14 protein-coding genes and 2 pseudogenes are annotated in these 14,020 nt (G+C 72.4%); 10 read left to right on the top strand and 6 right to left on the bottom strand.

Annotated elements, in window-relative coordinates:
* The first annotated feature begins 20 nt into the window (after positions 1 to 20).
* The 4 genes from K7396_RS04110 to K7396_RS04095 all read left to right on the top strand — a co-directional run bounded on the left by K7396_RS04110 (position 21) and on the right by K7396_RS04095 (position 4,195).
* Positions 21 to 755, top strand: coding sequence for an IPT/TIG domain-containing protein (locus K7396_RS04110; RefSeq protein ID WP_086720591.1), 735 nt, complete (start codon positions 21 to 23; stop codon positions 753 to 755).
* 495 nt (positions 756 to 1,250) lie between these two features.
* On the top strand, positions 1,251 to 2,021 hold the full coding sequence (locus tag K7396_RS04105; RefSeq protein ID WP_086720592.1) for an AfsR/SARP family transcriptional regulator: 771 nt from the start codon (positions 1,251 to 1,253) through the stop codon (positions 2,019 to 2,021).
* Positions 2,022 to 2,249: 228 nt separating this feature from the next.
* Positions 2,250 to 2,972, top strand: a complete 723-nt coding sequence (locus tag K7396_RS04100; protein ID WP_223659621.1) for a DUF5819 family protein — start codon at positions 2,250 to 2,252, stop codon at positions 2,970 to 2,972.
* Positions 2,969 to 4,195, top strand: coding sequence for an HTTM domain-containing protein (locus K7396_RS04095; protein WP_086720593.1), 1,227 nt, complete (start codon positions 2,969 to 2,971; stop codon positions 4,193 to 4,195). The genes K7396_RS04100 and K7396_RS04095 overlap by 4 nt, the downstream gene beginning before the upstream one ends.
* Positions 4,196 to 4,406: 211 nt before the next feature.
* On the opposite strand, the gene K7396_RS04090 is transcribed toward K7396_RS04095, so the two are convergent.
* Complete coding sequence (locus K7396_RS04090) at positions 4,407 to 5,222, bottom strand: hypothetical protein (protein WP_143589218.1); 816 nt, start codon at positions 5,220 to 5,222, stop codon at positions 4,407 to 4,409.
* A gap of 384 nt (positions 5,223 to 5,606) precedes the next feature.
* On the opposite strand from K7396_RS04090, the gene K7396_RS04085 reads away from it, so the two are divergent.
* Together K7396_RS04085 and K7396_RS04080 are read left to right on the top strand one after the other, a co-directional pair.
* Entirely contained in the window at positions 5,607 to 6,167 is a 561-nt protein-coding gene (locus K7396_RS04085; RefSeq protein WP_086720603.1) for a putative immunity protein, read from the top strand.
* 126 nt (positions 6,168 to 6,293) lie between these two features.
* Positions 6,294 to 7,034, top strand: coding sequence for a class I SAM-dependent methyltransferase (locus K7396_RS04080; protein ID WP_086720594.1), 741 nt, complete (start codon positions 6,294 to 6,296; stop codon positions 7,032 to 7,034).
* 127 nt (positions 7,035 to 7,161) lie between these two features.
* On the opposite strand, the gene K7396_RS04075 is transcribed toward K7396_RS04080, so the two are convergent.
* Both K7396_RS04075 and K7396_RS04070 read right to left on the bottom strand, forming a co-directional pair.
* The gene (locus K7396_RS04075; RefSeq protein ID WP_086720595.1) at positions 7,162 to 7,869 is read right to left on the bottom strand and encodes a DUF2470 domain-containing protein; all 708 of its coding nucleotides are present in this window, start codon (positions 7,867 to 7,869) and stop codon (positions 7,162 to 7,164) included.
* Between the two features lie 175 nt (positions 7,870 to 8,044).
* Positions 8,045 to 8,584, bottom strand: coding sequence for a P-loop NTPase family protein (locus tag K7396_RS04070; RefSeq protein WP_086720604.1), 540 nt, complete (start codon positions 8,582 to 8,584; stop codon positions 8,045 to 8,047).
* Positions 8,585 to 8,788: 204 nt separating this feature from the next.
* On the opposite strand from K7396_RS04070, the gene K7396_RS04065 reads away from it, so the two are divergent.
* The gene (locus K7396_RS04065) at positions 8,789 to 10,078 is read left to right on the top strand and encodes an ATP-binding protein (RefSeq protein WP_208629160.1); all 1,290 of its coding nucleotides are present in this window, start codon (positions 8,789 to 8,791) and stop codon (positions 10,076 to 10,078) included.
* A gap of 71 nt (positions 10,079 to 10,149) precedes the next feature.
* A complete protein-coding gene (locus K7396_RS04060; RefSeq protein ID WP_086720597.1) occupies positions 10,150 to 11,019 on the top strand; it encodes a DUF2127 domain-containing protein in 870 nt (289 codons plus the stop codon).
* A gap of 113 nt (positions 11,020 to 11,132) precedes the next feature.
* On the opposite strand, the pseudogene K7396_RS35895 reads toward K7396_RS04060, so the two are convergent.
* A pseudogene (locus K7396_RS35895) lies at positions 11,133 to 11,237 on the bottom strand (SRPBCC family protein); the annotation flags it as partial.
* A 20-nt stretch (positions 11,238 to 11,257) separates the two neighbouring features.
* A pseudogene (locus K7396_RS04050) lies at positions 11,258 to 11,524 on the bottom strand (sigma factor-like helix-turn-helix DNA-binding protein); the annotation flags it as partial.
* A gap of 328 nt (positions 11,525 to 11,852) precedes the next feature.
* Between K7396_RS04050 and K7396_RS04045 the strand changes: the two are divergent.
* Positions 11,853 to 12,938 (top strand): PP2C family protein-serine/threonine phosphatase, encoded by a 1,086-nt coding sequence (locus K7396_RS04045; protein WP_308686882.1) that lies wholly within the window; start codon positions 11,853 to 11,855, stop codon positions 12,936 to 12,938.
* A gap of 100 nt (positions 12,939 to 13,038) precedes the next feature.
* Here K7396_RS04045 and K7396_RS04040 read toward each other — a convergent pair whose 3' ends face one another.
* Positions 13,039 to 13,431 (bottom strand): nuclear transport factor 2 family protein, encoded by a 393-nt coding sequence (locus tag K7396_RS04040; RefSeq protein ID WP_086720600.1) that lies wholly within the window; start codon positions 13,429 to 13,431, stop codon positions 13,039 to 13,041.
* A gap of 97 nt (positions 13,432 to 13,528) precedes the next feature.
* Here K7396_RS04040 and K7396_RS04035 point away from each other — a divergent pair, with 97 nt between their 5' ends.
* A complete protein-coding gene (locus tag K7396_RS04035) occupies positions 13,529 to 13,972 on the top strand; it encodes a MarR family winged helix-turn-helix transcriptional regulator (RefSeq protein WP_152104200.1) in 444 nt (147 codons plus the stop codon).
* Positions 13,973 to 14,020: the final 48 nt, after the last annotated feature.

Genomic DNA, 14,020 nt, shown 5'->3' with positions numbered 1-14,020 from the left:
ACGCAGAGGTGGAGTGGGACATGCCGATCAGCCCGGACCAGGGGTCCACCGGCGGCGGGGACACGGTGACCTTCACCGGCACCGGCCTCGCCAACGCCACGGCCGTGCTCTTCGGGGCCAAGTCGGCCACGATCACGGCCAATACGCCCACCTCCGTGTCGGCCGTCCTGCCCTCGGGGGCCGGGGTGGTCGACGCCACGGTCCGCACACCGGGCGGCACCAGCAATCCGGTGTCCTTCTACTACGTCCCACCGCCCGTCATCGTCGACGTCTCGCAGTCCTCCGGGCCCGTCGCGGGCGGCGCGACGATCACCCTCACCGGGCGCGGCCTCGACACCACCGAGTCCGTGACGTTCGGGGCGACGGACGTGACGCCGACGGTGGTGTCCGACAGCGAACTCACCGTCGTGAGCCCTGCCCACGCGGCCGGTTCCGTCTCCCTGGTCGTCACCGCCCAGGGCGGCGCCGCCACCGCCGCCGACCCCTTCGCCTTCGTGGCCCCGCCCACCGCCACCGGCTTCAGCCCGCTGACCGGCCTGCCCGCGGGCGGCACCCTCGTCGGCATCACGGGCACGAACCTGGCGACGACCACCGGCGTGACCTTCGGCGGTGTCCCCGCCACGTTCGCCGTGCTGTCCGACACCAGGGTCGCGGCCATCGCCCCCGTGCACGCCCTGGGCGCCGTCACCGTCGCGCTCACCACCACGGGCGGCAGCGCCACCGCACCCGGGACCTTCCTCTACCTGATCGGTTGACCGGGGAGCCGCCGACCGGGACCAATGGGCGGGGCCGACGGGCGGGGCCAGTTGGCGACCGGCTGACAGGCCGTGCACGCGCCCTCTACCGGGAGTGCGGGCAAAGGGCCTCCAACGAGCCCACATTGGCGTTGCGGCCCAGGTCAGGTCGTTCTTCGCGGCGTGCGGAAGCAGCCCGGACGCCTCGCCGAGTGGCGTACGAGCCGGTTCTGTGCAGGGAGGCCGGCCGGCTCGGCTTGCGCGTCGCGCGGGAGCCGCTGCGACGGTCGTCGAAGAGACGGGCTCCGCATGCGTTCCCGCTTGCCGCAGAAGGGCGAGCGCGCCCTTGGGCCATACGGGGAATACTGCCGCTGAATTGGAACAATTCGACAACCCTCCCCGGGCAGCGCAACATGTGGTTGTGGGAGGTGCACAGATGATTGCGAACCTCAAACATCCGGAGCGCGGCAGGTCGGCGTGCGCCGTACGGGTCGGCCCCCTCCGCGATCGAGTGTCATGAGTTCTGACGACCTGATCTTCTCCTGGCCACCTGCGAGCAGCAGGCCGTCCGTGCACATCGCACTTCTCGGCGGCTTCGACCTGGTGGTGGGCGACGTCCCGGTGACGGTCCCGGTCGGCTCGAAGCGGCTCCTGGCGTTCATCGCGCTCAACGGCCGCGCCGCGGTGCCCCGCTCTCTGGTGGCCGGAACCCTCTGGCCCGAAGCGTGCGAACAGAGCGCGTACGCGAATCTGCGGTCGGCGCTCTCCCGTCTGCGAGGCATCGGCAGGAAGGCCCTGGACGTCTGCCCCACCGAGGTGCGGCTGGCACGCAAGGTCACCGTCGACCTCTACCACGCCCGGTCGTTGGCGCAGCGCATACTCGACCCCGGCATCCCGCCCGAGGAACTCGACATCAACGCGGCGACCGTCGACCAGCTCTCCGACGAACTGCTGCCCGGCTGGTACGACGAGTGGGCCCTGCGGGAAGCGGAGCAATGGCAACAGCTCCGGCTCCACGCCCTCGAGGCACTGGCGGGCGCCTTCATCGACACCAAGCAGTTCGCCGGGGCGGTGGCGGCCGCCCACGCGGCCGTACAGGCGAATCCCCTGCGCGAGAGCAGTCAGGCTTCGCTGATCCGCGCCCATCTCGCGGAAGGCAACCCGTCCGAGGCGCTCGACGAGTTCGAGCGCTACACACACCGCCTCCGCGACGAACTCGGGCTGCGCCCCACGCCGCGGCTGTGCCACCTGGTGGACGGACTGCAGCGGCCGGGCTCCGTCTGGTGACTCTCCGTGGCGGGTGAGGTGGGGGCGGTCCCCGTCTCGGCCCGCGTCCGGGGCCCACGTCGTGGACGTGGGCCCCGGTAAGACGCTCCCCTCCACCATTCGGCTCAATAGAGTGCTTATGCGGCAATGGGTGCAATTACTCTCAATTCAGGTGCGGTGACCCGCTGAATCAGCAGGTGGCCCGCCCGTCATCCATGGAGAACCCGGACCCGTGATCGGGGGAGCATTGTGGAGCCACGCGAGGCAGCCTCGGTCGAGACCGGTTCGCAGAGCACCGGCGAAAATCCGGCGCCCGGAGAGTCCCCCGCGGTCCGTGGGCTGCCGCCCGCGCCGAACGGCTCCTGGTCGCTGGCGTCACGAATAGTGATCATGCTGGCCATCGTGGTGGCGGCGATCGGTGTGCTGCTGCACCTGACCCTGGTCTTCCTCTTCGTCGCCCCGTCGAACGCCATCAGCAGGGAGTACGGCGGACTGGTCGACGGCTACGTCTATCCGGAGTTCGACCAGAACTGGCAGCTCTTCGCCCCGAACCCGCTCCAGCAGAACATCGCCGTGCACGCGCGCGCCCAGGTCAAGTTCGCCGACGGCTCCGTACGCACCACGAACTGGGTGGCCATGACCGCCCAGGACATCAAGAAGATCAGGGACAACCCCGCGCCCAGTCACGCGCACCAGAACATGCTTCGCCAGGCCTGGGACTTCTACAACAGGTCGCACGACGAGAAGGGGAGACCGCTCGGCCTGCGCGGCGAGCTCTCCGAGGCATATGTGCGCCGGATCGCGGCACACCGGATCGGGCCGCGGGTCGACGGCGGCCAGGTGGTCAAGGTGCAGATCTACGCGTCCAACACCCCGATTGTTCCGCCGACGTGGAGTACCGAGCGCGTTGACACCAGGACGACCTACCAGGTGCTTCCCTGGTGGCCGGTCTCCAAAAAGGAGTTCCAGTGAGCGTCGAGAAGGACACGGCCCGGGCGCGCTCCCCCTTCAAGGGGATGGGCATCAAGCTCGATACGGCGATCGCCAGGGGGCTGAACAGGATCACGGGTGCGGCACTCGCGCCCTATCAGTCCGCGATCGTCCGCATCGGCTTCTCGCTGACCTTCGCGCTCTACCTCCTCCGCGAATGGCCGCACCGGCTGGAGCTGTACGGCACCACCAGCCCCTGGGGATTCGACCTGGCCCACCGCCTGGTCGCGTCGAACCACGCGTTCACGGTGCTGTTGTGGTCCAACGACCGGCTGTGGTTCGAGCTGGTCTACCACGGGACGATCGTCGCGTGTCTGCTGCTGCTCGTCGGCTGGCACACCCGCACCATGTCGTTGCTGTTCATGGTCGGGGTGCTGTCGCTGCTGAACCGCAACGTCCTGCTGGGCGACGGCGGCGACACCCTGATCCACCTGATGGCCAGCTATCTGGTCCTCACCCGGTGCGGCCAGGTCTGGTCGCTGGACGCGCGACGGCGGGCGCGCGCGGCGACGTCGGTCGGGGACGGCAGCAACGCGATGAGCGTGACCCTGTGGGCGGTCTGCGGTGCGGGCCTCGCCCTCGCGGAACTGACGGGGTTCGCCGACATCCCGCTGCGCTGGGTCCTGATCCTCTGGACGCTGTGGCTGGTCCAGGCCCTGTGGTTCTGGGCGGTGCGCAGCCGGTTCACCGAGGTGCGGGCGCTGTGCGACGTCGTCGCCAACCTCGTCCACAACTCGGCGATGCTGGTGATCGCCGCCCAGGTGTGCCTGCTCTACGCCACGGCCGGCTGGTACAAGATCCAGGGCCCGCGCTGGCAGGACGGAACCGCGCTGCACTACCCGCTGCACCTCAACTACTTCAGCCCGTGGGTCTCGTTGTCCCAGGCGCTCGACAGCCGCTCCACGATCGTCACGCTGATCACCTACGGCACGGTCTTCGCGCAGGTCGCGTTCCCGTTCGCCCTCCTCAACCGCCGGGTGAAGAACGTGCTGCTGGCGATCCTGATCACCGAACACGCGACGATCGCGGTGATCTGCGGCCTGCCGTTCTTCTCGATGGCGATGGTCTTCGCGGACATGGTCTTCATGCCGACCAACGCCCTGCGCTGGGTGGGGGCCAAGGTGTCGGCCGGGCGGGACCGCCTCACCCGGCGGAACCGCCGCAGCAAGAGCCCACCGAGGACGGGAGTGCGGGCCCGCGTGTGACACCGGGGCCGGCTCGCCCCTCCCGTGGGCAAGGCGAACGGTCCCTCCGGCGGCCTCGGCTCGTGAGAGCGCGAACTGCCGGAGGGACCCTGCGCGTTCAGCTCAGTGGTGCACCGCGTGTGCCGCAGGGAGAGTGTCCCCGCCCGGCGGCACGAGCCGCGCACCGCGGTGCTGCATCGCGGCGCGAGCCCTGCACGCGGGTGACGTGGCCTCAGCCGATGGTGGCGCCGGTCGTGGTGGCACCGGTGGTGCCGCCCACGCCGCCGCCGATGGTGGCGCCCGTGGTGGTGGCACCGGTGGTCCCGCCGACGCCGCCGCCGATGGTCGCGCCGGTTGTCGTGGCACCGGTCGTGCCGCCGACGCCGCCGCCGATGGTGGCGCCCGTGGTGGTGGCACCGGTGGTGCCGCCGACGCCGCCGCCGATGGTCGCGCCGGTCGTGGTCGCGCCGGTGGTCCCGCCGACGAGCCCGCCGATGGTCGCGCCGGTCGTGGTGGCACCGGTGGTGCCGCCGACGAGCCCGCCGATGGTGGCGCCCGTGGTGGTGGCACCGGTGGTCCCGCCGACGCCGCCGCCGATGGTCGCGCCGGTTGTCGTGGCACCGGTCGTGCCGCCGACGCCGCCGCCGATGGTGGCGCCTGTGGTGGTGGCACCGGTCGTGCTGGTGGCGCCCGTTGTGGTGGTGGTCGCGCCCGTGGTGGTCGCGCCGGTCGTGCTGGTGGAGCCTGTTGTGGTGGTGGTCGCGCCGGTTGTGGTGGCGCCTGTGGTGACACTGCCGATGCCTCCGCCGATGCGGCCCAGGACGCAGTTCGGCGGGAACTTCACCAGCCGGCCCGTCCTCCGGTTGACGAAGACCGACCGGCAGCGCACATCGGGCACCTGCTTGGACACCTGTGCCTTCGACTTCGCAGACGACGCGGACGACGCATCAGCGCCCACTGCGCTGATCGCGCCGAGCGTTCCGGTGAGCGTCACAGCCAGGACGGACGCGCCGATGACGTGCGGTATGCGCTTACGGATGTTCTGCATGATGCCTCCTCTTCAGGGGCCGTGGGTCCACCTCAGCGTGAAGGCCCGGCCATGACCGAGGCGTGGATCCGGCGTGACCGCCGCGTGACGCGAGAGAGCCCGGGGCGCGGCCGCGTACCCGCCGGCCGTTCCTCCCCTCCGTGAACAGGAATCGAGAGCTGCTGGTCAGAAGTGGGCGGCCGGCAGGGAGGGGAGAGGCGCCGTGATCGCAACCCGGGGCGCGCTCGGCGTTCGCGCGCCAAGCGCCCGTGGCGTGACCGGAGAACAGAGACGGCCGGGGGCGGGTTCGCGCGTGAGGGACGGCGGTGACCGACCGGCGAGGAGAGGAGGACGGCTGTGGGAAACGCTGCCACGCCGGTCGGCGGCCTGCGGCAGGATGAGGCCGTGCCAACCGAACCGGACACCATAGAACTGAGCCACCAGGAACTGCGTGACATCGCGGGCTACGCGGCGGACTGTGCGGGCAGGGTGCTGTCGCTCTTCGAGCAGAGCCATCCCGCCGACACGCGCCCTCGCGACGCCATCGACGCGGCACGGACCTTTGCCGGGGGCGCCCCGCGTACGGCGGAGCTGCGGAAGAGGGCATGGGCGGCGTACAAGGCGGCAGCGGAGGCCGCTTCACCCGCCGCGGCCGACGCGGCACGGGCGGCGAGCCATGCGGCCGCCGCCGCGTACCTGCACCCCAAGGCCAGCGCACATCAGGTGAAACACATTCTCGGCGCGGCGGCGCACGCGGCACGCGCGCAGGAGTTGGCGCATGCGGCGGATGCCGCAGAGCCGGCCTCCGGAGAAGGCCGGCACCTCGCCGCACAGACCCTCGAATGGGCGCGCCGACAGGCTCCGGCAGCGGTCACCACGGTGCTCGGCCGGCTGCCCGCCGCACCTCCCGGAGGCGGCCGCGTAGGAGAGTTCCTGCGCACTCTCGACGCCGCGCTCCGGGCCTGAGGGCGAGCGGATACCGGTCGGCGGACGGCCGGAGCGAGGGGCGCCCCGCCGAGGCCCGCCCGGTGTCCTCGGGCCGCCGCAAAACCGGGTGGAGTCGCGGAGCCGCCGCCCCCTACCGTCGAGCGCATGGCTGACGAGTGCTTCGGACATCCCCGGCTCGCCGAGATCTACGACCCGCTCGACCCTGACCGCGGCGATCTCGATGCCTACGTCGGCATGGCGGAGGAGTTCGGCGCACGGCGGGTGCTGGACATCGGCTGCGGGACCGGGGTGTTCGCCCTTCTCCTGGCCGGCCGGGGGATCGAGGTGGTCGGAGTCGACCCGGCCGGGGCGTCCCTTCGCGTGGCCCGGGGCAAGCCGGGCGGCGAAGGGGTGCGGTGGATCCACGGCGACGCGACCGCGCTTCCGCCGCTGCGGGCCGACCTGGCGACGATGACGGCGAACGCCGCCCAGGAGATCGTCGGCCCGGAGGACTGGCAGCGGACCCTGCGGGGCGCCTACGCGGCACTGCGGCCGGGCGGCCGGCTGGTGTGCGAGACCCGGGACCCGGCCCGGCGTGCCTGGGAGGAGTGGAACCGCGAGGACTCGTACCGCGTGACGGAGATCCCGGGCACCGGTGCGGTGGAGAGCTGGGTCGAGGTGACCGAGGTGCGGTGGCCGCTGGTGACGTTCCGCTGGACCTATGTCTTCGCCGTGGACGGGCAGGTGCTGACGTCGGATTCGACGTTGCGTTTCCGTGAGCGGCGCGAGGTCGAGGCGGACCTGGTCGCGCGGGGGTTCGTGGTCGACGACGTGCGGGACGCTCCGGACCGTCCCGGCCGGGAGTTCGTCTTCGTCGCCCGGCGCCCGGAGACCGGTTCGGTGTGAGACCGGGCGGGGCGCTGAAGGGGGCGCTGCGCGAAGCCGGCTGGTGTCGATCGGCGGGTCGGCGTTGGGACGGAGGCTTCCGGGCGACCGGCCCGCGCCGGGCGTCCCGGTGCCGCTGCCCGGCGGCTCAGGTCAGCAGGTGGCCCGTGTGGGAGAGGCGGCGGGCCGTGGTCAGCAGGGCGTGGATCTGCGGGCCGGCCTGGTCGATGTCGGTCACGGGTGTGTTGAACGGCAGCCGGACATCGCGGTGGCTGCGGGGGTATTCGAGGCGCAGCGTCACGCCGTGGCGGTCCATGGCCACCGGGAGGGCGCGCAGGATGCCGCCCTCCGGATAGGGGCGGACCAGGCGCAGCAGCAGCGGAACGACTTCGCTGTGGTCGTCGACGAGGTGGGTCAGCATGCCCGCCTCGCTGGTGGCGACCGGGTCGAGTTCGGTCGCCTCCAGGGCCTGGAGGGTCACGTAGGCGCGGCCCTGGTCGTCTTCGAGGACGGCCTGCCCGAACTTCATGCAGGTGCTCTTCGTGGCCTCCGCGTCGTACGGGGCGGCCAGGAGTCCGGTCACGGTGACGCGGGCGCGCAGCCGGTCGCGTACGGGCGTGGGGGCGATGTCGGTGAGTTCCAGCCGTACCGGCACGCGCGTCGCCGTCTGGGCGCCGGTGTCCTCGAACGGCGCATGCAGGTGGAAGTGTCCCATCGCCCCCGCTCCGTCGAGACGGCGCACTTCGGCGTGCTGCCCGTCGCTCACCACCGACATCGAGTGGGCGGCGGCGAGGATCGACCGGACGCGCTCGGCGGCGGTCGGCGTGGTGACGGCGCGGGTGTGGAAAGGACGCATCCGGGTTCTCCAGGCGCGGGTAGGGAGACACCAAAGCGAATTACTTAGGTTTGCCTAACCTAACTTAGGTGATGCGGATTCGGGTAGTCCGCAGCCACCGCGGCGGCCGGACGCCGTGGGGCCCGGCCGCCGTGGGGCCCGATCGGCTCAGTGGATGGACGGGCCCTCGGCCGGGTCAGCCGGCGGGCGGCGCCTCGGCCGACTCCGCCAGGCCGGACCCGCGCATCACCCGGTCGATCGTCTCCGGCAGCGAACTCGTCGCCGGGATCACCGTTTCGACGCCGCCGGGCAGCAGGTCCAGCGGCCGGTACCACGCGCGCAGCTCCGCCTCACCGACCGCGTCGGCGATCGGCTTGGTGGCGTGGCGGGTGAGGGTCTCCTCCAAGGGGACGTCCAGATAGAAGCAGTGGGTACGCCCCGGAAGGTCGGCGAGCAGCCCGGCGAGCATGTCCCCGTAGTGCGCGACGGACAGGATGCCTTCCAGTACGACGTGGAAGCCGTGCTCCAGGGCGTGCCGGACGGTCAGGTCGATCAGGCCGATGTTCGCGCCACCGGCGATGTCGCGTTCGCGCAGCACCACGCGACGGAGGTTGTCCTGCCCGACCAGCGCGAGGCCCCGGCCGTAGCGCTCGCGCACCCCGGCGGCGACGGAACTCTTGCCGGAGGCGCTGTTGCCGCGCAGCACCACGAGCCGTGTCGGGGAAGGCGTCGTCACCGGGGTCACGCTACCGAGCGGGCCGGTCCGTGGAACCGCCCCGGATCGAGAGCGGCCGCAGGGCGTCGCGTCGCGTGGTGCCGGGGTCCGCCCACCGGGACGGACCGGCTCGCCGGAGCCCCTCGCGGCGCCGACAATGAGGGCAGGCTGCCTCCGGGGGCACGGCCGAGCGCCGGTAAGACGTGGGGGCCGCCTTTCGGCAAGGTGGTGACGGTGGCTACGTGGCGTTTGCGGGACTACCACGACGACGACCTGGACCGGGCGATCCAGATCTGGGACCAGGACCGGCAGCAGGACGAATCGCCCGCGGTGTTCCCCCTCTCCGAGGTCGTGACAGTGGCCCGCTCCGGCGGACCGGCCGTGGTCGCGGTGGTCGGCCAGGAGCTGGTGGGCATGGCGGTGGCCCAGGTCCAGGGCGAACGGGCCTGGATCACGCTGGTGGCACTGGCCGGAAGCTGGCGCAACCGCGGAATCGGCAGCGCCCTGATCGCCGAACTGGAGCGGCGCCTGCGGGTGCGGGGCGTGACCCGGATCGGTGCCCTGCTCGCCCCGGGGGCCACGGGGACCGCCGCCCTGGAGAACTCCGGCTACCGCGCACAGGACGGGCTCCTCTTCTACGAGAAGGTCGACCACCTCGGCGCCGGTGACGCGGGGCTGCTCGCCGAACTCGGCGGGCGGGTAATGCCCCCGGGGCTGTGGAGCGACCTGTCGGGCATGGAGCGGGAGAAGGAGGCCATCGAGCGGCGGATCGTCCTGCCGCTGGCCGAGCCCGTGCTGGCCGAGAAGCACGGGGTCACCCCGCCCAAGGCCGTCATCCTCTTCGGCCCGCCGGGCACCGGCAAGACGAGCTTCGCCAAGGCCGTCGCCTCCCGTCTGGAGTGGCCGTTCGTCGAGCTCTTCCCCTCCCGGCTCGCGGCGACCGGTGACGGGGGGCTGGCGGCCTCGCTGCGGGACACCTTCGCGGACCTGGCCGAGCTGGACAGCGTCCTGCTGTTCATCGACGAGGTCGAGGAGATCGCCGGCATCCGGTCGGGTCGGGTCGCCGACCCCGGTCACGGGGTGACCAACGAACTGCTGAAGCTGATTCCGGGCTTCCGCGACCACGACGACCGCCTGCTGATCTGCGCCACCAACTCCGTGCGCTCCCTCGACCCGGCGTTCCTGCGGCCCGGCCGGTTCGACTACGTCCTCCCGGTCGGCCCGCCCGACCGGGCCGCGCGGGCGGCGATCTGGCAGCGCTACCTCGGCCCCGTCGCGGACAGCGTCGAGCTGCATCGGCTGGTGGCGGCCAGCGAGCTGTTCACCCCCGCCGACATCGAGTTCGCCGCGCGAAAGGGCGCCCACGCGGCGTTCGAACGCGAGGTCGCCGACCGCCACGACAGGCCCGCCGGCACCGAGGACTTCCTGGCCGCCATCGCCGACACCCGCCCCGCCCTCACCAACGAGGCGATCACCGCCTTCCAGGAGGACATCGAGCGCCACGCCCGCGGGTGACGCGGACGGGAGCCACCACACCCCGGAAAACCAGGCACGACAGGAAGCCAGGAACGGCAGAAAGGCAGGTCATGGCCGAGGAACGGGACCTGCTGCCGCCTCCCGGCGCCGGCGGGCGGCGGCGCCGTCCGCGGTACGAGCTCCTCGGCTGCGGTCTGCACGGGCACCATCTGGTCGGTACCGACGCCGCCCGCGTACGGCCCGAGGACGCACTCCTCGTCCGCGCGTCGGCGGACGGGCTGCGCTGGCACCGCTGTCTGCGCTGCGACGCCTGGCTGCCGCTGCGGCCGCCGCGGCACCCGGCCCGGGGCGTTCCGCCGGGCCGCGCCGAGATCGCCCTTCCGCTGCGCGGCAAGCCCCTGCGGGACCGCTACGTACTACGGCTGATCGCGCTGGACCGGCTGCTGCACTTCCTGGTGCTCGGCGTGCTGGCCGTCGGGGTGCTGGTCTTCGCCGACGAGCGCGCCAGGCTGCGGGCGCCGTTCTACCGCGTCATGGACGACCTGCAGACCGGCATCGGCGGCCCCGGCGGATCGGGGCACGGCCTGCTGGGCGAGCTGAGCCGGGCTTTCGCCGTGCGATCCGCCACGCTCTGGTGGATCGGCGTGATCCTGGCCTGCTACGCGCTGCTCGAAGGCGTGGAAGCCGTCGGACTGTGGTTCACGAAGCGCTGGGCGGAGTACCTCACCTTCGTCGCCACCACGCTGCTGCTCGTGCCCGAGGTCTACGGGCTGACGGCGAGCGTCTCGCCCCTCAAGCTCCTCACCTTGGCGATCAACATCGCGGTGGTCGCCTATCTCCTCGTCGCCAAGCGGCTGTTCGGCCTGCGCGGCGGCGGCCGCGCCGAAGCCGCCGCACGCGCCCGGGACGTCGGCTGGGAGGCCCTGGAACGCGTCCTGCCCGGACCGGCCGCCCCGGGGACCACCCGCGAGCCCTCCTGACCGGCCCGGCCACCGGCGCCCCGCCGCGCTCCCCGGGGCTGGCGCCGGGTGAGCAGGGGGCCGAGCACGGGGAGGGGGATCTCGGCGAGGGTGGTCCAGCGGACCCGGGTGCCGCCGTCGACCTCGGTGAACGTCATACGGCCCAGCTCGTGCCGGGCCGGCGGCAGACTCCGCTCGACGCGGTACTCGGTGGCGTACGACGGGTCGTAGTGGGTGATGCGTTCCCGGAACCAGCCGATCAGCCAGAGGTGGCGGTCGTCGTACGGAGCACGCCGAGGACGAACCGGGCGACCTCGGCGCGGCCCGTGATCGGGCGGCGGGCGGCGGCGGAGTCGGGCTGGAAGCGACGACGCCGCGCCTGCACGTGCCGGCGGGCGCGATGGGTGATCTGCCGGACGGCGGTCCCGGCCTTGCCGATCGAGGCGGCGGTCTCGCCATGGGCGAAGCCGAACACGTCGTGCAGCACGAAGACCGCGCGTTCGGCCCGGTTCAGGGTCGACGGTGCTCGGTGAAGACGTCCTCAGCCATGACCCGTCCCCGCCCCCGTGCGTCGGTATCCGGGCATCACGCGCGGCTCCTCTCTTCGGCCGGCCATCGAGACACCTCGCACCGGGAGAGCGTGACAGTCCGGCCGTGTGACCTGCTTCACAAGGTGGATGGCCGCGCCGCAGGGGTGCACGGGGCAGGCCGCCGCCTGCCTGGTGACGCCGGTCGTTTGGGCCCGTCGGACGGCCGCCCATCTCCGCTCGGCTGTGGTGGGGCGGTTGGGAGGGCAGAATGGCCTGATGAGGGTGTTGCCGGTGTGGTCACGGGTACGCCGTTGGGTTCCCGCGGTGGTGATTGCTCTGGCGGCGTTGGTGGATGTGCTGACGCCTCGCGCGGTCTCCTCCGCCCCCCTGCTGGCCGTGGCGCCGGTGGCAGCCGTCTCGCTGCTCACCCCGTGGGGCATCGTCGGCATCGGCGTGGCGGCGATGGCGGTGCAGACGGGCCTGGCCTTCGTCGACGGAACCTACAACTGGCAGGGCGACGCAGCCGTCCAGATCACCTTGGCCGCCGTCACCGTGCTGGCCGTCGGCCTGAACCGGTCCCTGCGCTCCCAGCACGTGAGCGCGAACCGGGCACGCTACGCCGCGGAGGTGGCCCAGCGTGCCGTGCTGCCCACGCCCCCGAGCCGGCTGGGGGACCTGCGGATCGCCGCCCGCTATGTGCCGGCCGAGGACATGGCGCTGATCGGCGGCGACCTCTACGTAATGCAGGAGACGCCGTACGGGGTGCGCGCCATGGTCGGCGACGTGCGGGGCAAGGGCCTGTCCGCCGTCACGGCGGTCAGTGTCGACATCGGGGTCTTCCGCTACGCGGCCGACCACGAAGCCGATCTGCCCGCCCTGGTGGACTGCATGGAGGAGGCCCTGTTGCGCGAGAGCCAGCGCCGGGAGGGCCTGGACGCGACCGAGGGATTCACCACGGCCCTGATCGTCGAGTTCTCCGACGACCTGAGCCAGGTCCGGATCGTCAACCGCGGCCACCCCGCCCCCCTGCTGCTCTATACGGACGGCAGGGCGCGCGCACTGGCTCCGGCGGAGGAAGCGCCGCCGCTGGGCATCGCCTCCCTGGGGTCCTGGACCTCGCCCGTGGAGACGCACACCTTTCCGCCCGGGGCGATGCTGCTGTGCTTCACCGACGGTGTCACCGAGGCCCGTGACCCCACCGGCGCCTTCTACGACCCCGCCGAGCGCGTCCCCCGCATGACGCAGTCCTATATGCGCCAGACCGGCCACTTCCCTGACCCCTCGACGGTCCTCGACCTGCTGGCCCACGACGTCAGCCGCCACAGCGGCGGCGCCCCCCAGGACGACCAGGCCCTCCTCGCGCTCCACCGCCCCCTGCCGGTACAGGACCTCCTGGCCCGGCGGCTTTGACCGCAGCCGCCGCCCGCCGCCCGCCGGGCCAGGCCACGCCCCCGCCGGCGGGGACGAGGGGCCTGGCGCCGCGGGGCGGACGGGAAGGTGACGGCATCGCCTAGCGGGCGCTGCCGAGGTTCCGGTCGGCGTCGGAGCCCCGGAGCATCAGCGTGGTCTCCTCGATGCGCTGGAACCGGCCGTCGGGCGCGAGATCGGCGAAGACGTAGACCTCCATGCTCACGGTCGAGCCGTCCGTCTTCGTGATGTGGCAGGTGTGCCGGTCGGCGTACCTGCTGCCGTCGTACAGCTCGTCGTGCACCTCGACGCGGCCGTCGCGGACCACGGTGCGCAGGTGGCCGATGTGGTCGAGGAACTCGGCGCGGTCGGCCCATTCGCCGTCCGTGCGCTGGCGGTACTCCGGGGCGAAGTGGCGGTCGGCGGCCTCCTGCAGGGTGAGGTCGCGGTTGAAGAGCAGGTCGTTCAGGGCGGTCTCGATGCCGGTGCGAGTCATGGGAGTTCCTTCCACACGAAATGAAGTGCGTGCGCCGCGCACGCGTCTCCTGCACTGTAGCAGCAGAAGCGTGCGCGGCGCACGCTATTCTGGTGGGGTGGACAACGAAGTAGGACATGAGATCGCCGACGCGCTGGGCATCCTGCTCAGGCGCACCACGCGCACCCAGCTGCACCAGCAGCTCACCGAGGGCATGGGGGAGGCGGTGGACGAACTGACCTACCCGGTACTCAGCGCACTGGCCCGGACCGGGCCCCGCAGCGCGGCCGACCTGGCTCCCGACGTGGGAGTCGACCGCTCCGGCGTCACCCGCCGCGCCTCACGGCTGGAGGCCGCCGGCATCGTCCGGCGCGAGCCCGACCCCGCCGACCGGCGCGCACACCTGCTGGTGCTCACCGAAGAGGGGCAACGCGCGGTGGCCGAACTGCGGTCGCGGCTGGCCGCCCACATCATGGCGAGCCTGTCCTCATGGCCGGCCGGCGAGGCCGAGGCGTTCGCCCGCCGGCTGCGCCGCTTCACGGTCGACGGCCCGTTCGGCTGAGGAGCGGACCGCATACGGCCCTGCGGCGCCGGCGCGGCGGGAACCGCG

The sequence above is a fragment of the Streptomyces angustmyceticus genome (genome assembly GCF_019933235.1).
Lineage (GTDB): Bacteria > Actinomycetota > Actinomycetes > Streptomycetales > Streptomycetaceae > Streptomyces > Streptomyces angustmyceticus.
This window is presented reverse-complemented; position numbering and strand designations above follow the sequence as displayed.